The 17,242-nt window shown below is 68.0% G+C and carries 18 protein-coding genes; 14 read left to right on the forward strand and 4 right to left on the reverse strand.

Going from position 1 to position 17,242, the window contains the following annotated elements:
- Window positions 1-5 precede the first annotated feature (5 nt).
- The 6 genes from ACL9RL_RS16310 to ACL9RL_RS16335 all read left to right on the forward strand — a co-directional run bounded on the left by ACL9RL_RS16310 (window position 6) and on the right by ACL9RL_RS16335 (window position 6,609).
- A complete protein-coding gene (locus tag ACL9RL_RS16310) occupies window positions 6-506 on the forward strand; it encodes a MaoC family dehydratase (RefSeq protein ID WP_422781332.1) in 501 nt (166 codons plus the stop codon).
- Window positions 507-519: 13 nt separating this feature from the next.
- Window positions 520-1,389 carry an HpcH/HpaI aldolase/citrate lyase family protein gene (locus ACL9RL_RS16315; protein ID WP_422781333.1) on the forward strand — a complete coding sequence of 290 codons (870 nt, stop codon included), beginning with the start codon at window positions 520-522 and terminating at the stop codon, window positions 1,387-1,389.
- Window positions 1,390-2,291: 902 nt separating this feature from the next.
- Complete coding sequence (locus ACL9RL_RS16320) at window positions 2,292-3,023, forward strand: glutamine amidotransferase (RefSeq protein ID WP_422781334.1); 732 nt, start codon at window positions 2,292-2,294, stop codon at window positions 3,021-3,023.
- A gap of 182 nt (window positions 3,024-3,205) precedes the next feature.
- Window positions 3,206-4,468, forward strand: a complete 1,263-nt coding sequence (locus ACL9RL_RS16325; protein ID WP_422781335.1) for an aldo/keto reductase — start codon at window positions 3,206-3,208, stop codon at window positions 4,466-4,468.
- 169 nt (window positions 4,469-4,637) lie between these two features.
- Window positions 4,638-6,005: a M16 family metallopeptidase gene (locus tag ACL9RL_RS16330; protein WP_422781336.1), complete on the forward strand. Its 1,368-nt coding sequence runs from the start codon at window positions 4,638-4,640 to the stop codon at window positions 6,003-6,005.
- Between the two features lies 1 nt (window position 6,006).
- Window positions 6,007-6,609 carry a histidine phosphatase family protein gene (locus tag ACL9RL_RS16335; protein WP_422781337.1) on the forward strand — a complete coding sequence of 201 codons (603 nt, stop codon included), beginning with the start codon at window positions 6,007-6,009 and terminating at the stop codon, window positions 6,607-6,609.
- Between the two features lies 1 nt (window position 6,610).
- On the opposite strand, the gene ACL9RL_RS16340 is transcribed toward ACL9RL_RS16335, so the two are convergent.
- Window positions 6,611-7,093, reverse strand: a complete 483-nt coding sequence (locus tag ACL9RL_RS16340) for a GNAT family N-acetyltransferase (protein WP_422781338.1) — start codon at window positions 7,091-7,093, stop codon at window positions 6,611-6,613.
- Between the two features lie 36 nt (window positions 7,094-7,129).
- On the opposite strand from ACL9RL_RS16340, the gene dapB reads away from it, so the two are divergent.
- Together dapB and ACL9RL_RS16350 are read left to right on the forward strand one after the other, a co-directional pair.
- Window positions 7,130-7,939, forward strand: a complete 810-nt coding sequence (dapB, locus tag ACL9RL_RS16345; RefSeq protein ID WP_422781339.1) for a 4-hydroxy-tetrahydrodipicolinate reductase — start codon at window positions 7,130-7,132, stop codon at window positions 7,937-7,939.
- Window positions 7,936-8,376 carry a hypothetical protein gene (locus tag ACL9RL_RS16350; RefSeq protein ID WP_422781340.1) on the forward strand — a complete coding sequence of 147 codons (441 nt, stop codon included), beginning with the start codon at window positions 7,936-7,938 and terminating at the stop codon, window positions 8,374-8,376. Before dapB ends, ACL9RL_RS16350 begins: the two co-directional genes overlap by 4 nt.
- An 89-nt stretch (window positions 8,377-8,465) precedes the next feature.
- Here ACL9RL_RS16350 and ACL9RL_RS16355 read toward each other — a convergent pair whose 3' ends face one another.
- The 3 genes from ACL9RL_RS16355 to ACL9RL_RS16365 all read right to left on the reverse strand — a co-directional run bounded on the left by ACL9RL_RS16355 (window position 8,466) and on the right by ACL9RL_RS16365 (window position 10,528).
- Window positions 8,466-9,365: a TIGR01777 family oxidoreductase gene (locus ACL9RL_RS16355; protein WP_422781341.1), complete on the reverse strand. Its 900-nt coding sequence runs from the start codon at window positions 9,363-9,365 to the stop codon at window positions 8,466-8,468.
- 88 nt (window positions 9,366-9,453) lie between these two features.
- Entirely contained in the window at window positions 9,454-10,014 is a 561-nt protein-coding gene (locus tag ACL9RL_RS16360; RefSeq protein ID WP_422781342.1) for a DUF4395 domain-containing protein, read from the reverse strand.
- A gap of 82 nt (window positions 10,015-10,096) precedes the next feature.
- Window positions 10,097-10,528 (reverse strand): TlpA family protein disulfide reductase, encoded by a 432-nt coding sequence (locus ACL9RL_RS16365; protein WP_422781343.1) that lies wholly within the window; start codon window positions 10,526-10,528, stop codon window positions 10,097-10,099.
- A gap of 107 nt (window positions 10,529-10,635) precedes the next feature.
- Here ACL9RL_RS16365 and dapA point away from each other — a divergent pair, with 107 nt between their 5' ends.
- The 6 genes from dapA to ACL9RL_RS16395 all read left to right on the forward strand — a co-directional run bounded on the left by dapA (window position 10,636) and on the right by ACL9RL_RS16395 (window position 17,236).
- Entirely contained in the window at window positions 10,636-11,613 is a 978-nt protein-coding gene (dapA, locus tag ACL9RL_RS16370; protein WP_422781344.1) for a 4-hydroxy-tetrahydrodipicolinate synthase, read from the forward strand.
- Between the two features lie 40 nt (window positions 11,614-11,653).
- Window positions 11,654-13,330, forward strand: a complete 1,677-nt coding sequence (locus tag ACL9RL_RS16375) for a ribonuclease J (protein ID WP_422781345.1) — start codon at window positions 11,654-11,656, stop codon at window positions 13,328-13,330.
- Window positions 13,331-13,593: 263 nt separating this feature from the next.
- On the forward strand, window positions 13,594-14,592 hold the full coding sequence (locus ACL9RL_RS16380) for a hypothetical protein (protein WP_422781346.1): 999 nt from the start codon (window positions 13,594-13,596) through the stop codon (window positions 14,590-14,592).
- Window positions 14,589-15,389 carry an ABC transporter ATP-binding protein gene (locus ACL9RL_RS16385; protein WP_422781347.1) on the forward strand — a complete coding sequence of 267 codons (801 nt, stop codon included), beginning with the start codon at window positions 14,589-14,591 and terminating at the stop codon, window positions 15,387-15,389. Before ACL9RL_RS16380 ends, ACL9RL_RS16385 begins: the two co-directional genes overlap by 4 nt.
- Window positions 15,382-16,635 (forward strand): ABC transporter permease, encoded by a 1,254-nt coding sequence (locus tag ACL9RL_RS16390; protein WP_422781348.1) that lies wholly within the window; start codon window positions 15,382-15,384, stop codon window positions 16,633-16,635. The genes ACL9RL_RS16385 and ACL9RL_RS16390 overlap by 8 nt, the downstream gene beginning before the upstream one ends.
- A 109-nt stretch (window positions 16,636-16,744) precedes the next feature.
- Window positions 16,745-17,236 carry a GNAT family N-acetyltransferase gene (locus ACL9RL_RS16395; RefSeq protein ID WP_422781349.1) on the forward strand — a complete coding sequence of 164 codons (492 nt, stop codon included), beginning with the start codon at window positions 16,745-16,747 and terminating at the stop codon, window positions 17,234-17,236.
- Window positions 17,237-17,242 lie beyond the last annotated feature (6 nt).

The raw sequence follows: 17,242 nt of genomic DNA on the forward strand, positions 1-17,242 counted from the left end.
ACACGATGAGCACCGACGGCACAGAGGGCGCGGGTCCCGTCCACGAGCAGCGGGGGCTGTGGTTCGACGAGTTCGAGGTGGGCGCGACCTACCGGCACCGCCCCGGCCGGACCGTCACCGAGGCGGACAACGTGCTGTTCTCCACGCTCACGATGAACGGCCAGTCCCTGCATCTCGATGCGGCGTGGGCCGCGACCCAGCCGTTCGGCGAGCGGCTCGTCAACTCGATGTTCACGCTCTCGACCGTCGTCGGCCTGTCGGTCGCGCAGCTCACGGAGGGCACGATCGTCGCGAATCTGGGCTTCTCCGATGTCGCCTTCCCGCATCCGCTGCACCACGGCGACACGCTCTATGCGGAGACCGTCGTACGAGGCGCTCGTCGTTCATCGAGCAGACCGGGACAGGGGATCGTCACCCTCGAACACGTCGGTCGGAATCAGGACGGCGTTGTGGTGGTGCGTGCGACTCGTGCCACGCTGGTGTGGGTGGAGGGGGCCCAACGATGACGGGAGCTGCACGATGACGGAATCATGGCTGGGCGAGGCAGCGCGATTCGATCTCGGTCCGTCATTGTTGTTCTGTCCTGCTGATCGCCCTGAGCGGTTCCGGAAGGCCGCCGACCGAGCGGATGCGGTCATCCTCGACCTCGAAGACGCGGTCGGCCCGGATGCCAAGGACGCGGCGCGCAATGCCGTGCTCGACCACCCGTTGGACCCGGCCAGCACGGTCGTGCGGATCAACGCGGCCGACACATCGGCCTTCGACGACGACCTCCGGATGCTGGCGCAGAGCGACTACCGCTTCGTGATGCTCGCCAAAGCGGAGCGTCCGGAGCAAATCGATGCGATCCTCACCGGTGTTCGAGGGCACGCGGGGGACCCCGGTCGTGATGTGCGGGTCATCGCGCTCTGCGAGACGGCGACCGGTGTGTTCACCGCGGGTGCCCTTGCAGCCCACCCCGATGCCGTTGCGCTGATGTGGGGAGCCGAGGACCTCGTCGCCTCGCTCGGCGGCACCTCCAGCCGCTTCGCCGATGGCCGTTATCGCGACATCGCCGCGCACGCGCGGAGCACCGTCCTCCTCGCCGCGGGCGCGCACGGCATCGCGGCGATCGACGCGGTCCACCTCGCGATCGACGATGTCGCCGGGCTCCAGGCGGAGGCCGAGGACGCGAGCGCGAGCGGGTTCGCCGCGAGCGCGTGCATCCACCCGTCCCAGGTGCAGACGATCCGCGCGGCCTACCGTCCGAGTGCTGAGGCGCTCGCCGAGGCCGTAGGGGTCCTCGACGCTGCCAGGGCGCAGCCGGGCGTCTTCCGCCACAACGGCCGGATGATCGACGAGCCCGTCCTGGTGCACGCCCGTCGGGTCGTCGCGAGGTCAGGCACCTAGGTGCGCCTGTCAGGTCTGAGGTCGATGCCGAAGTGCGGTGCCATTGAAATCGTGTCGTTCGTTGCAGCGGTTGGTCGCGAAGACATACCTCCCGATCAGCGGATGCGGTCCCTGAGCTTAATGCTGTGGAGCACGTACTCCACTCCTACGCATCATCACCGCTCCAGCGCGGGTGCCTTCTTGCGGTCGATGGATTGCCGGAACCTGAATCACACCTTGACTATAGAACCATAAAACATTTGCGTCGGGGCGAGTCTCTACCTATAGTCAGGATGAGGGGCGGAGCCTGAGGGTGTTGATCCCTTCTGAACTGCACCGTACGGACCGCAACTTCAACCTCTACGTACTCTTGGAACAGGCGAATGCAGCTGCACGAGGCGACTAAGTATGACGCAGCGTCCGGTACATTCAGCCGCGCGCTCCGCCGACCGGTCCTGACAGTGGCGATCATCGGCACCTCCGTCGGTATCGCAGGAGGGGCCCTGCTCATCCCTGTGTGCTTCTTCGCTTTGACCGTTCTTGTCGAGTGGGGTGAGGCGGGATGGGGCAGTCCTCCTGAGGAAGTGTCGGTTGGATTGGCTCTTGCGGTGGTCCTCCTCATTGTGTGGGCGATGCCGGTTGTCGTAGCAACAGGGTTCGGTGTTCGTGCGTTGGCGCGTCGTCTTGACGTGAGGGCTGGGAAGTTACTTGGGTGGGCGATAGCGTCCGGGTGGGGGCCTTTCGTGTTGTTCTTGTTGTTCCGTCTGGGGAGATGACTCCTTAGATGATGCTTGCGTGAGAAATCGTCGGGCGAGTGTCTCGGAGGTTTATCCCAGGAGGGGCGCTTGCCACTTCAGGTTCGGCTCCGATGTTCGGTGCTGTCAGCGAGTCGACGCGCGGACGCCGCGGACTAGCATGGGCGCATGAAGCCGTTCCTGCTGCTCGCGACCCGCGCCGAGGACGACGCCGCGGACGGCGAGTACGCCGCGATGCTCGATGCGGCCGGCCTCCGGGAACACGAGCTGCTGCGCATCCGACTCGAAGCCTCGCCCATGCCGCCCATCGATCTCGATGCCGTCTCCGGGATCATCGTCGGCGGCAGCCCGTTCAATTCGAGCGACCCGGCCGATGCGAAGTCCGCCGTGCAGGTGCGGGTCGAAACCGAACTGGCGGCGCTCCTCGACATCGTCGTGCCGAGGGACTTCCCCTTCTTCGGCGCCTGCTACGGCGTCGGAACGCTCGGCACGCACGAGGGTGCGCTCATCGATCGCACGTTCACGGAACCGATCGGACCCGTCACGGTGACCCTCACCGATGCGGGGGCCGCGGACCCGCTGCTCGCCGGTCTGCCCGAGCGCTTCGACGCGTTCGTCGGACACAAGGAAGCGGTCACGACCCTCCCGGAGCACGCCGTGCTGCTCGCGTCCTCCGCCACCTGTCCCGTGCAGATGTTTCGCGTCGGCGAGCACGTCTACGCGACGCAGTTCCATCCGGAACTCACTGTCGACGGCATCCTGGAACGCATCCGCGTGTACCAGGGGCACGGCTACTTCACCGCGGAGGAGATGCCTGGTCTCGTCGCGAACGCGCGGGCAGCACAGGTGGAGTGGCCCGCGAAGGTGCTGTCGAACTTCGTCGCCAGGTACGCCTCCTAGACGCCGAGCGGCCGCTCAGCCCGGATCATCGACCAATCCGGTTGTCAAATCGTTACGAATCAGTTGCAGCCGGACAGTGTGTGTCCGCACCGAAACGTCGGAGCTGTTCTAGCCTTGAGATGAGCGCGGGGGCGGTCCGGCGCACGACTGCAGCGAGCGTGACGCTGGGAGAGGGGCCTCGGATGGCACACCTCTGGCGCACTGCCGGCGGACTCCTGTCCGGCCGCGGCAAGGCGACGACGGTCGCAGCCCCCATCGATCCGGTGCCAGGCGACGTCTCGAGGGACACGAGTGCAGATGCCTCGACCGATGATCAGGTGACGGCTTCCGCGAACGCCGCAGCGAACACCTCATTCACGCCGGTCAGGGCGCAGAGCGCCGACCGGGCGCCGTCCTACACCGTCAACCGGCCAGGGCCGCACGCGTCGCGTGAGCGGTTCGTCCAGGAGTCGGTGCCCGAGCACGCCATCCCGCACCCTTCAGAGCCCATCCCGGTGCAGGGACCTGGCCTCGGCACCGGGCTCCGCCGCACGATCGGCGACTCCGACCTCGACGTCTTCCCCGTGGTCCTCGGCGGCAGCGTGTTCGGTTGGACCGTCGACCCCGACACCACCGTCGACATCCTCGATGGCTTCCACGACTACGGCGGCAACATGGTCGACACCGCTGACAGCTATGCCGGCGGTCGAAGCGAGATCCTCATCGGCAACTGGATGCGCAAGCGCAAGAACCGCGACGAGATGATCGTGGCGACGAAGGTCGGCCGTCACCCTGACTTCGCCGGTCTCGGCCCGGTGAGCATCGTGCGCGCCGTGGAGGCGGCACTCGAGCGTCTCGGCACCGACCACATCGACCTGCTGTCCTTCCACGAGGACGACCCGAGCGTGCCGCTCGCCGACAGCCTCGGCACCGTCGACTGGCTCATCGAGACCGGGAAGGTCCGCTACCTTGGCGCATCCAACTTCTCAGCAGAACGGCTCATCGAAGCACGGATCCTCTCGGCGAGCGGCTACACGAAATTCGTCGCGCTGCAGACCCACTACAGCCTGATGCACCGCGAGGCGTACGAGGGCGGGCTGTCGCTCGTGACCACGGCGCAGAACATCGGTGTGCTGCCCTACTTCACACTCGCGGGCGGGTTCCTCACCGGCCGCTACCGCAGTCGCGCTGACCTCGATCAGACCGCCAGGGGCGCCAGGGTCGCGTCGCATCTGCACCGCAGGGGGTTGCGCCTGTTGCACGTGCTCGACGAGATCGCGGGGGAGAACCACTGCAGTCTGGCGTCGGTCGCGCTCGCCTGGACGCTCACGAGGCCTGGCGTCGCGGCGCCCATCGCAGCGGCGTCGCGTCCGGAGCACGTCGATGCGCTCGTCGCGGCTGCCGCGCTGCGCCTCAGCCGGGGCCAGATCCTCGAACTCGACCGGATCTCGGATCGGCTGCGGTGAGTCGCGGGCGGATCCAACACGCTGATCCGCGTTGTGGATCACGTGTGTATTCCGGTACCGATTCTCGGGCTGATCAGCCGAGTCGCCCGGTGGGTTCGCACGGTGGGACAACCGTCATAACACACACTCGCCGCCCCGCTCGCTGACGGACTGCCGTAGGCTGGACCGGATGAACGCCGCCGTCGACTTTCCGCTCAGCCAGCCTGAGATGACGTTCACCGCATCCGGAGACGCCCTCGTGCGTCGCACGGTCCTGCCCAACGGTGTCCGCATCCTGTCCGAACACATGCCGGGCAGCCGCAGTGCGACGGTCGGATTCTGGGTCGCCGTCGGCTCCAGGGACGAACTGCCGGCGACGGCCACGTCACCCGCCACCTTCGGGTCGACGCACTTCCTCGAACACCTGCTGTTCAAGGGAACCACGTCACGCACTGCCCTTGACATCGCGATCGCGTTCGACGCCGTCGGCGGTGAGCACAACGTCCTCACCGCCAAAGAGCACACCTGCTACTACGCGAAGGTCCGCGATCAGGACCTCCCCATGGCGGTCGACGTCATCACCGACATGCTCACGTCCTCGCTCATCGACCCGGTCGAGTTCGAGAACGAGCGCGGCGTCATCCTCGAAGAGCTGTCCATGATGGACGACGATCCGGGCGACGTCGCCAACGAGCGCTTCTTCGAGGGCGTCCTGGGCGACCACCCGCTCGGACGTCCGATCGGCGGGCATCCGCAGTCGATCATCGACGTCACCCGCTCATCCGTCATGGACCACTACCGCGCCAACTATCGTGCGAGCGACCTCGTCGTCACGGCCGCCGGCGCCGTCGACCACGACGCGTTCGTCGCGCGGGTGTCGGCGGCGCTCGCGGCGGCCGGGTGGCCGATGGATGCGATCGCCGACCCCGTTGAGCGCCGCACCCTCGTCGAAGCCCCCATCGTGCCAGGCAAGAGCCTCACCGTCGTGCACCGTCCGATCGAGCAGGTCCACGTCCTCATCGGCGGGCAGGGCATCATCGCCGGGGACGAGCGCCGCTACACGATGAGCGTCCTCAACTCGATTCTCGGCGGCGGGATGTCGAGCCGCCTCTTCCAGGAGGTCAGGGAGAAGCGCGGCCTCGCGTACTCCGTCTACTCGTTCGCCGGCAGCTACTCCGACGCCGGTGTGTTCGGGTTGTCCGCCGCGTGCGCGCCGACGAAGGCTCCTGCCGTCTCGGAGTTGATGGTGGCGGAGCTGCACCGACTCGCCGACGGTGGGGTGACCGAAGCGGAGCTGGAGCGCGCGTTCGGGCAGTTGAGCGGAGCATCGGCCCTCGCGCTCGAGGAATCGGAGACGCGGATGAGCCGCCTCGGACGGGCGGAGATCACGCTTGGCGAGTTCGGGGACTTCGACGAGACGATCCGCCGTCTGCGGCTCGTCGGCCGCGATGACGTCCAGGCGCTCGCCAGGGACCTCGCGGCGCAACCACTCACGGTGTCGGCGGTCGGAGCCGTCGACGAATCAGCCTTCGCTCCGATCCTCTCCGGAGTGCGTTGACATGTCCCACTACCTGTACCTCGTCCGTCACGGCGAGCAGCAGCACGCCGAGCACGGCCTGCCGGACGGTCCACTCTCCGCAAGAGGACGCCGTCAGGCGCAACTGCTCGCGGAGCGTCTCGGCGGAGTGCCGATGACGGCGGCCTGGCATTCGCCGCTGCAACGTGCAGCAGAGACGGCCGAGATCATCGGTGAGCGGATGCCGTCGGTGCAGTCCGAGCCGTCCTCGTTGCTGTTCGACTGCGTCCCGAGCGGACGCGCGGAGGAGACGCCGTCGGCGTTCGACCCGTTCTTCGGGTCCATCACGGACGCCGAGATCGAGGCGGGCGAAGCGCAGATGGCCGATGCGGCCGCCGAGTTCCTCTCGCCGAAACGCGGCGACCACCACGAGATGCTCATCACCCACAACTTCGTGATCGGCTGGCTCGTGCGCGAGGCGCTGCAGGCGCCGGACTGGCGCTGGCTGAGCATCAATCAGGCCAACTGCGGACTGACGGTCCTGCATCAGCGCGCCGGCCGGCCGTGGAGCCTCATCACCCACAACGACCTCGCGCACCTCCCGGTGGAGCTGCGCACCGGTCTGCCGGAGCCCCACACCGTCTAGCTCAGGCCGAGGCGACGTCCTTCGCATACCAGTTCGTCGCGTTGGGGTTGTCGTTGTAAGCGGGGACGTCGAGATACCCGCTCGACCGGTACAGGCCACCGGCCGCGGTGAGCGAGGCGTTGGTGTCGAGGACGAACCTCGTGGCGCCGAAACCGACCGCGAGACGCTCCAACTCGGCCAGCAACGATCGTCCGAGGCCCCGCCCCCGCGTCTCCGGACGCAGGAACAGGTGCTTGATCTCGAACTGCACGGCACCGTCCGGCGCATCCTGGATCCGGCGGATGCCACCGCAGCCGAGCGGCGCGCCATCCTCCTCCAGCACCACGAATACACCGGCCGGCGGTGTGAACGCCGCCGGATCCGGGTGTGTGATCTTGTACGCCCCGTGGTCGCTCACAAATCCGAGCTCTCGCGAGGTGAAGTATTCCGACAGGAGGGTGACCGCGGGTTCGACGTCGACGGGCACTTGAACGAACTGCAACATGGATTCAGCCTACGACGCGGCAAGTAGGCTGGAGACATGACGACACGTGTGGCCCTCGCCGGAGCGAGCGGCAAGATGGGACGGCTCTTCACCGGCATCATCGAGTCCCTCGACGGGTACGAACTCGTCGCATCCCTCGGCTCGAAGAGCGATCTGAGCGAGCTCGACGGCGCCGACCTCGTCGTCGACGTGACGGTGCCGGGCGTCAGCCAGCACATCGTCGACCACGCCGTGTCGCACGGCATCAACGTCCTCGTCGGGACGAGCGGCTGGTCGGCCGACCGCATCGCATCGCTCGAACGCCGCCTCGCGGAGCTGCCGGGGCAGGGCGTCGTCATCATCCCCAACTTCTCGCTCGGCTCCGTGCTCGCCACGAGCCTGTCGACCGTCGCAGCCAGGTTCTTCGACTCGATCGAGATCATCGAGGCGCACCGCGACACGAAGGTCGACTCGCCCTCTGGCACCGCCGTGCGCACGGCTGAGCTCATCACGAGGGCCAGGGGCGATCGCGGTCCGGTCTCCGCGCCGCACATCGATCAGCGGGCACGCGGGCAGCAGGTGGCGAGCATCCCCATACACAGCCTGCGTCTGCAGGGCGTCGTCGCACGACAGCAGGTCGTGTTCGGCGGCACGGACGAGGTCGTCACGATCACCCACGACACGATCTCCCCGGCCTCCTACGACCACGGCATCCGTCTGGCCCTCGATGCGGCTCGCACCGCCGAAGGCGTCATCGTCGGCCTCGACCGTCTGATCGATCTCGGCATCACGACCCCTGGCGCCCCGCGCCCGGCCGCGAAGCCTGAGGACGTGTCCGGCCAGGCGGCAGCCGCGACCACGCTGTGAGGGCACGCATCGGCGTTGGCATCATCGCCGTCCTCCTGGTCCTCTACCTCGTCCTCGTCGGGCAGCGCGCGTTCATCCTGATGGGCACCGGCGTTCCCGTCGCGGTCGTGATGGGTGTCGCACTCATCGTCCTGCCGATCATCGGCGCCTGGGCGCTCTGGCGGGAGATCCAGTTCGGCGTCCAGGCCGAGCGCCTCGGCTCGCGGCTGGATGCGGAGGGCGGCCTGCCTGAGGAGGAGGTCGAGCTGACGCCGAGCGGCAGGCCGTCACGTGATGCGGCAGACGAGTTGTTCCCGAAGTACCGCGATGCCGCTGAAGCCGCTCCGGAGGACTGGCGCGCGTGGTACCGCCTCGGTCTCGTCTACGACGGCGCCGGGGACCGCAGGCGAGCCAGAGGAGCGATCCGCGAGGCGATCAAGCTCGCGAAGCGGGACTGACCCGGAGTCTCGATCCCGGACGTCCGGGCAGACTCCATCGGGCGGGAAGTGTGCTTCCGGCCGTGTCCGCATAGTCCATTCGCGGCGCGTCAGGCTGCGGCGAGTGCCTCCACGACGGCGTCCTCCGCCGTCGACGTCGTGAACGTGAAGCCGTCGGCGAGGAGCTTCTCCGGGACGACGAGCTGATCGCTCAACAGGAGGCCGTCGGCCGCCGTGCCGAGAGCCGCCCGCAGGGCGAACTTCGGCACACGCAGGAGGTAGGGACGGTTCAACCGCTTCGCGAGCTCGAACATGATGTCGTCGGCGGTGGCCGGGGCCGGCCCGCAGAGATTCACCGGTCCGCGCAGTTGCGAGCCGATGAGGTGCTCGATGGCGGCGACCTCGTCGGTGAGGGAGATCCACGGCCAGTGCTGCCGCCCCGACCCGAGTGGCCCTGCGACACCGGCCTTCGTGAGCGGGACGAGCGGCTTGAGCACCCCGTTCAGGGCGACGACGATGCCGTTGCGCATCGTGACCGTTCGGGTCTCGTCCGGCGCAGCGTTCGCCTCGTCCTCCCAGGCGGACACGACATCGACGAGGAACCCTGAGCCGATGCTGGACTCCTCGGTGAGGGTCTGGCCGGGCCGGTCGCCGTAGAAACCGACCGCCGAGCCGCTGAGGAAGGCCTTCGGCGCCTCGTCGGCGCGGTGCATCGCACCGACGAGCGTCCGGGTGGAGCTGAGCCTCGACCAGAGGATCTCGGAGCGGTATGCGGCGGTCCAGGGGAGGCGGCCGAGCGATGCTCCGGACAGGTTCACCACCGCGTCTGCGCCGCTGACCGCCGCCGGATCGAGCCGGTCGTGCAGCGGGTCCCACTCGACCTCACCTTGGCCAGCCGGAGTGCGTCGCACGAGCCGGGTGACCCGGGTTCCTGCCGCTTCGAGGCTCCGCGCCAGCGCCGAGCCGATGAGTCCGGACGCTCCACCGATCACCACGTGCGTTTCCGACATCGCTGCCCTCCATCACCTTCATCGACCGGCGATGCCGGTGCCGGCGGTGCGAGAACGGACCGCTCCGTTCAGCCTAACCGCGCGGAGCTCAGGCGGTGCCGCCGCCGACCGCCGTTGTGCGGGAGCCGCCGATGATGCGTGCACGCACCAGCAGCAGATACAGCTGGCAGCCAAGGCAGTAGGCGAACACGCTGTTGAGGAATGCGGCGATGAACGCGGCTGCCGCGGCGATCACGAGGGCGAGCGGCACCCCGAGCGCGTGCAGCACGAGACCGACGAGCAGGACGAAGAGCCCGACGCCCTGCGCGAAGGTCGGCGGCTCGGGCGCCTCGAGCTCCGTCGGCGGCGCCAGGCGCGGCCGGATGAAGCGGCGGAAGAGCGCGCCGTACGGGTGGCGCTTGATGCCCGCGAACGCGCCCCACGCGAAGAGCGCCGCGATGACGGCGAGCAGGATGAATGCCGGGTCGGTCAGGCGGGCACCGATCGACGACGTCTCGATGCTCCACCCGCCATCGCTGCGGGCGGCGCTCAGCCCGGTGAGTCCGAGGAAGACGGCCACGAGGAGGAGGACCGCGGTGATCGAGGCGCCGAAGCGGGGACTGCGCGGGTCGATGCCGGTCTGGCGGGGCTGTTCGTTCGATGCTGACATGGTCGGGTCCTGTCGGTGTGTGCTGGTGGATCGCTTCGTCGAGGTGCTGTGTGGGGAGGCAGGTGCGGGGACTGTGCCTCGTTCAGGCGGCTGCGAAGACGCCCTGCAGCTCGCGGGCGACGACGTCTCGGGTGGGAGCCCCGCCGATGCGGGACCGGATGATCCCGTTGGCGTCGAGGAGGAGGATGGTGGGCGTCTGGAGGACCGAGAACGCGTCCGCGAGCGCTGCCCGGTGGGTGAGGTCGACATCGATCACGGCGACGCCGCGTCGTTCGCCGGCCACCTCGCCGAGCAGACGGCGCGTGCCAGGGCACTTCGCGCAGAACTCCGTGCTGAACTGCACGATCGTCGCGGCATCTCCGAATGCCTCGATCGTGCCGAGCTCCTCGGACGTGACCCGCCGCTCGGCGACCCGGCGTGCCGCCCGTCCGTTCCTGGAGCGCCACCACAGCCCGAGCACGGTCGCGACCGCGACGAGCGCGAGGACGACGACTGCTGCTGCAAGGGCTGACATGGTGCGCTCAGCATAGGTTCGGATGCGCAGAACGCAGCCTCTATGACGCAACATGACGTCTCATCCCGGCGTCGCCTCCGCCGTGCGAAACCCGCTAACCTAGGGGAGTGTCGCGTGCAGAGAACCCCTTCGGTCAAGTCCTCGTCGCCCTGGTGACGCCGTTCACCGCTGACGGTGAAGTCGATTGGAAGGGCGTCGAGAAGCACATCGACGACGTCGTCTCGGCAGGCGCGGACGGCATCGTCGTCACGGGCACCACCGGTGAGACCTCAACGCTCACCGACCCGGAGAAGATCAAGCTCGTCGAGATCGGCAAGGCCGTCGCAGGCAGCCGCGCCAAGATCATCACGGGTGGCGGCTCCAACGAGACCGCTCACGCCATCGAGCTCGCGAAGAAGAGCGAGCAGGCGGGCGCCGACGGCAACATGATCGTCACGCCGTACTACAACAAGCCGACGCAGGCCGGTGTGCTCACCCACTTCCGGATGATCGCGGACTCGACGGATCTCCCGGTCATCCTCTATGACATCCCGGGCCGCACGGGCATCCCGATCACCTACGAGACGCTCCTGCGCGCCGCGAAGCACCCCAACATCCTCGCCGTCAAGGACGCCAAGGGCGACCTCAGCCAGGTCAGCCGCGTCCTCAACCAGACCGACCTCATGTACTTCGCCGGCGACGACGCCAACGCGCTGCCGACGCTCGCCATCGGCGGCACCGGCCTCATCGGCGTGACGGCGAACATCGCCCCCACCCCGTACCGCCACATGATCGATGCCGTCAACAGCGGCGACCTGCACGCTGCCACCGCAGCCCACCAGCAGCTCGAACCGCTCGTGCGCGCCGTGATGACGCACGTGCCAGGCACGGTCGCAGCGAAGTACATCCTCCACGGCCTCGGCCGCATCGGCAGCCCCCGCGTCCGTCTCCCGCTCGTCGGACCGGAAGAGTGGGAAGCCGCACAGATCGAAGACGAGATCGACCTCGTCAAGAACATCCCCGGCGTCGATTTCAGCAACTTCCGCCCCGACCGCAACGCTGCCGCCGGCGGCGCATTGCCGAAGGTCGCCGGCACCACGCGCTAAACACGCGCACGACTGCGCACACAATAAGAGGGGGGCATCCATGCCCAATACCGTCATCGATCCACCAGTCCTCGAACCGGGGACGCTCCGCGTCATCCCGATCGGCGGGCTGGGTGAGATCGGCAGGAACATGACCTGCTTCGAAATCAACGGCAAGATCCTGATCGTCGACTGCGGGGTGTTGTTCCCCGAGGAGCACCAGCCGGGCGTCGACCTGATCCTGCCCGACTTCGGTCCCATCCGGAACCGGCTCGAGGACGTCGTCGGCGTTGTGCTCACGCACGGCCACGAAGACCACATCGGCGCCGTCCCGTACCTGCTGAAGCTGCGGCAGGACATCCCGCTGATCGGCTCCGGTCTGACGCTCGCGCTCATCGAGGCGAAGCTCAAGGAACACCGCATCGCGCCGTACACGCTCACCGTCAAGGAGGGTCAGCACGAGCAGCTCGGCCCGTTCGACCTCGAGTTCGTGGCCGTCAACCACTCCATCCCGGACGCTCTCGCCGTCGCCATCAAGACGGAGGCCGGAACGGTCCTCGCCACGGGCGACTTCAAGATGGACCAGCTGCCGCTCGACGGCCGTCTGACCGACCTCCGTGCGTTCGCTCGCCTGGGCGAGGAGGGCGTCGACCTGTTCCTCGTCGACTCCACCAACGCCGACGTCCCGGGCTTCACGCCGCAGGAGAGCGCGATCGGCCCGGTGCTCGACCAGGTCATCGCCGGTTCCACCCGTCGCGTCATCGTCGCGAGCTTCTCGAGCCACGTGCACCGTGTGCAGCAGGTGCTCGATGCCGCTCACGCGCACGGTCGCCGCGTCGCATTCCTCGGCCGCTCGATGGTGCGCAACATGGGCATCGCGGCCGATCTCGGCTACCTCCGCGTCCCGGAGGGCCTCCTGATCGACTACAAGAAGGCGAAAGACCTCCCGGAGGACCGCATCGTCTACATGTCGACGGGTTCACAGGGTGAGCCGATGGCCGTCCTCAGCCGGATGGCGAACCTCGACCACGCGATCGAGCCTGGTCCTGGCGACACGGTCATCCTGGCGTCGAGCCTCATCCCGGGCAACGAGAACGCGGTCTACCGCGTCATCGACGGCTTGACCAAGCTGGGCGCCAACGTCGTCCACAAGGGCAACGCGAAGGTGCACGTCTCCGGGCACGCAGCCGCCGGAGAACTCCTGTACTGCTACAACATCCTGAAGCCGAAGAACGTGCTGCCCGTGCACGGCGAATACCGTCACCTCACGGCCAACGCGAAGCTCGCCATCCAGACGGGTGTCCCGGCCGAGCGCACGATCATCGGTGAGGACGGCATCGTGATCGACCTTCGCGACGGCGTCGCCAAGGTCGTCGGGCAGCTCGACGTCGGCCTCGTCTACGTTGACGGTTCGACCGTCGGCGAGATCACGGACGCGGACCTCAAGGACCGCCGCATCCTGGCCGAGGAAGGCTTCATCTCGATTGTCGTCGTCGTCGACTCGCAGACGGGCCACATCATCTCCGGGCCCGAGATCCACGCGAAGGGCTTCGCAGAAGACGACAGCGTCTTCAACGACATCAAGCCGAAGGTCGCGAAGGCGCTCGCGGAGGCAGCCGAGAACGGCGTGCGGGACACGCACGCGCTCTCTCAGGTCGTCCGTCGGACGGTCGGCCGATGGGTGAACACCTCGCACCGTCGCCGCCCGATGATCGTGCCGCTCGTCATCGAGGCGTAGCATCCGTCGGGTCCGGCACACGTCGGGCAAGGCGACAGCGCAGCACCGCACCACGCCCGGAGCACAATTCCGGAACTGTTGTGACAACCGGTGGCGCATGAGACCGATTTCAGTCACATGCGTCACATCGGCCACAGAAGTTCCGGAATTGTGCTCTTCGTGTTTCATTCTCTGGGATGACGTTTTTGGTGGTTCTTCCTTGCTACCTTGGAGGCTCCTATGACCAGCCGTCGTCCGACGGCGGTGGATTCCGGAGGTTCCGCGTGGGCGTCGTCCGCACCTGGGTGTTCCCAGTCCTGAGACTGTTGTTGTTCGCGGCCATCGCGGTCGCCCTCGTGAAAGTGGCGTTCTTCCCGGACGCCACAACGGAGACGACTCCGGCGGTGCCGACGGGCAGTCTCGTCGAGCCGCAGATCCCGGTCGGGCTCGGGACGGTCGTGAACACCGTCAAGGTCGACGCCTCGGTCGCGGCGGATCCCGCTCAGGCCGCGAAGTCCACGGCGGCAGGCACGGTCGACGACGTCTTCGCACCGAAGGGCACGGCCGTCGACCAGGGCGACCCCATCCTCGACGTCAAGACCACGACGGAGACGGGCGGAACGGTGTTCGTCCGGGTGCTCGCCCCAGTTGCCGGCATCGTCTCCAACGTGAAGTACATCCACAACCAGGCGGTGCAGATCGGCGACGTCGTTGCGCAGGTGGCGCCCTCCACGTTCTCGGTCAGCGGGGCGCTCAGCGCGGACAAGCAGTACCGCCTCCTGACCGTGCCGTCCGAGGCGACCGTCACGATCAACGGCGGTCCGGCGCCGTTCACCTGCACGGGCGTGTCGATCGTTTCGGCGCAGACATCCACCGGTGACGACTCCATCGCGCAAGACCCCGGTTCGAACCCCGGCGCCGGTGGCGGTTCCGGCAGCGGATCCACGGTGAAGTGCGCCGTCCCGGGAGACGTGCGCGTCTTCGCCGGCCTCAGCGCGTCCATCGAACTCGCCGGCGGCACCGCGGAGAACGTGCTCGTCGTCCCGACCACCGCGGTCAAGGGTTCGGCCGGCACCGGCAAGGTCTGGTTCGTCAAGGAGGACGGCACGAACGAGGAACGCGCGGTCACCCTCGGACTGAACGACGGCCAGCAGGTCCAGATCGTCGATGGCGTGGCCGAGGGAGACCAGATCCTCCAGTTCGTGCCCGGCGCGGCTCCCAACGTGCCAGAAGGGTGCGAGGCATCCCCGGACGGCAGCTTCTACTGCCCGGGCCAGGGATGAGCCTGCTCAGCCTGTCCGAGGTCACACGAGTGGTGAAGATCCCGGACGCGCCACCGCTCACGATCCTCGACGGCGTCAACCTGGAGGTCGAGCGTGGAGACCGGGTGTCCATCGTCGGTCGCTCCGGCTCCGGCAAGTCGACCCTGTTGAACATCCTCGGGCTCCTCGACCGTCCGACGTCAGGGCGGCTCTCGTTCGACGGCTCACCGGCGGAACGGCTCGGCTCTGGGGCACGCGACCGCCTGCGCGGCTCTCGCATCGGCTTCGTGTTCCAGCAGTTCAATCTGCTGCCCGGTCGGACTGCGCTGGAGAACGTGACCACACCGCTGCTGTATGCGTCCGGACGGTCGTTCTGGCGACGCACCTCGATCGCCAGGGAGATGCTCGAACGCGTCGGTCTCGGCGATCGAGCCGATGCCATGCCGTCCAAGCTCTCGGGCGGCGAGCAGCAGCGGGTCGCGATCGCCCGTGCGCTCGTGCGCACACCGCACCTCATCCTCGCCGACGAGCCGACCGGAGCGCTCGACGTCGAGACGGGGGCCAGCGTGATGGCGCTCCTCGATGACGTCGCCACCCAGTCCGGCGCGGCCCTCGTCACCATCACCCACGATGCGGCGATCGCGGCACTGTCCAACACCCACTACCGCTTGGACCACGGTGTGCTGACCTCGCTCGACGACGATCAGTATGCGGACCTCGTCCCGGTCGGCGGGGCTTCCCCCGCCGGAGACGCCGCGCGTGCGGATGCGGCATCGACGGGCGACACGACGATCACGGGCGAGGTTCGCGATGTCTAGATTCCTCAGCAACATCGTCGGCGCCATCGTGGAGGCGTCGCAGGAGCTCCGGATCCACCGAGGGCGCGTCATCCTCTCGCTCATCGGCGTCGCGGTGGCAGTGTGCGCGCTCACGAGCATCGTCGGACTCACCGCCGTCTCTGGTCAGGCGTTCACGGAGGCGAACGACCGCTCTGGCGGGCGGGCGGCCACACTCTCCGTGCAGGTCTCACAAGCCGGACAGACGGCGCTCGACCCGGCGAAGATCGACTCCGCTGTTCGGGAACTGGCCGAGCGGTACAGCATCGAGTACATCTCGCGCAGCGAACAGACGCAGGTCTCCGCGCAGTTCGTGGACGGCACGGTCCCCGTCTTGGGCACGGTCGTCGACCCCGCCTACGGCACGATGCACCGTGTTCGCGTGGCGGAGGGCACCTGGTTCACCGCGGACGATGCGGAACGGCTCGCCCCTGCTGTTGTGGTGAACCGTGTCGTCTGGGAGCGTCTGGGGTCGCCGCCGATCGAATCCCACCCGACCATCCAGCTGTGGGGCGACAAACCGCTGACGGCCGTCGTCATCGGCGTCGCGACGACCTCGCAGTGGGACACGACGCCGTCGATGTATCTGTTGCCGGAGGCCGCAGCATCGCTTGCGAAGACCTCCACCGGCGGTCAGTCGCCCGAGATGCAGATGGGGATGGGCGGCGGCGGTGCGCCGTCGTTCGAGTTCTGGATACCGGCGGCGGATGCCGAGGCGTTCACCCAGCGCATCCAATCGGACCTCAAGGCGACGTTGGGCTCCGACGCGAACGTCTCGGTGTACCGGGGCGACTTCGGCGCGTTCGGTGAGGATCCGCTCGCGTCGCTCAAGATCGTGGTCGGCGCCATCGCAGGACTCATCCTGCTGCTCGGCGCGCTCGGCCTCGTCAACCTGTCGCTCGTGACCGTGCGGCAGCGGGTGCGCGAGATCGGCATCAGACGGAGCTTCGGCGCCACGGCTCCACGCGTGTTCTTCTCGGTCATGATGGAGAGTGTCGTCGCGACGTTCCTCGCCGGGATCGTCGGGGTGATGCTCGCGGTCGCCGTGGTCAAGAATCCGCTCGTCGAGCAGTGGATCGGGCAGGGCATCGTGACCGACTTCCCGCCGTTCCCCATCGACGCGGCCATCCTGGGGTTGGTGTGTGCGACGGCCGTCGGAGCGATCGCCGGGCTGTTGCCTGCGCTCGTCGCCGTGCGGGTGAAGGTCATCGACGCCATCCGCTACTAGACGCGGACGACCAGCCACGACCGGGGCCGCGGATAACGATTCGGCCCGTCCTGCGAGACCAGGACGGGCCGGAAACGTGGCCGAAACACGGCTGCCGTAGCATCCGGTCATGGCGGTCTACTCGATCCGCGATGCCGCGGCCCCCGACGTCCGCATCCTCACCGACATGGTGGTGGAGGCGGCGAACTGGAACGCGTCCGCGCTGCGGCCCAGGGTCGAGGTCCTCGCCGACCCGAGGCATCGTCAGTACATACGAGGCTGGCGACGCCCGGGGGACGCCGGGTCCGTGGCGATCGATCGGGACGGATCGCCCATCGGCGCATGCTGGTTCCGTCTCTTCTCAGCGGACGATCCCGGCTTCGGGTTCGTCGCGGCCGGCGTTCCGGAACTCGTCCTCGGCGTGAGCCCCTTGTGGCGGGCCCAAGGGGTCGGGCGTGCACTGTTGCGCGCAGTGGTCGTCCAGGCGAGGGCGGCCGGACACCAGCGGATCGCGCTGAGCGTCGAGCGCGGGAACCACGCGGTGTCGCTGTATCGCACCGAGGGCTTCACGACGCTGCAGGCCGCGGGCGTCCGCGACACCATGGTCCGCAACCTCCGCTGACCGGAG

Source organism: Plantibacter sp. Mn2098 (genome assembly GCF_049319745.1).
Lineage (GTDB): Bacteria > Actinomycetota > Actinomycetes > Actinomycetales > Microbacteriaceae > Plantibacter.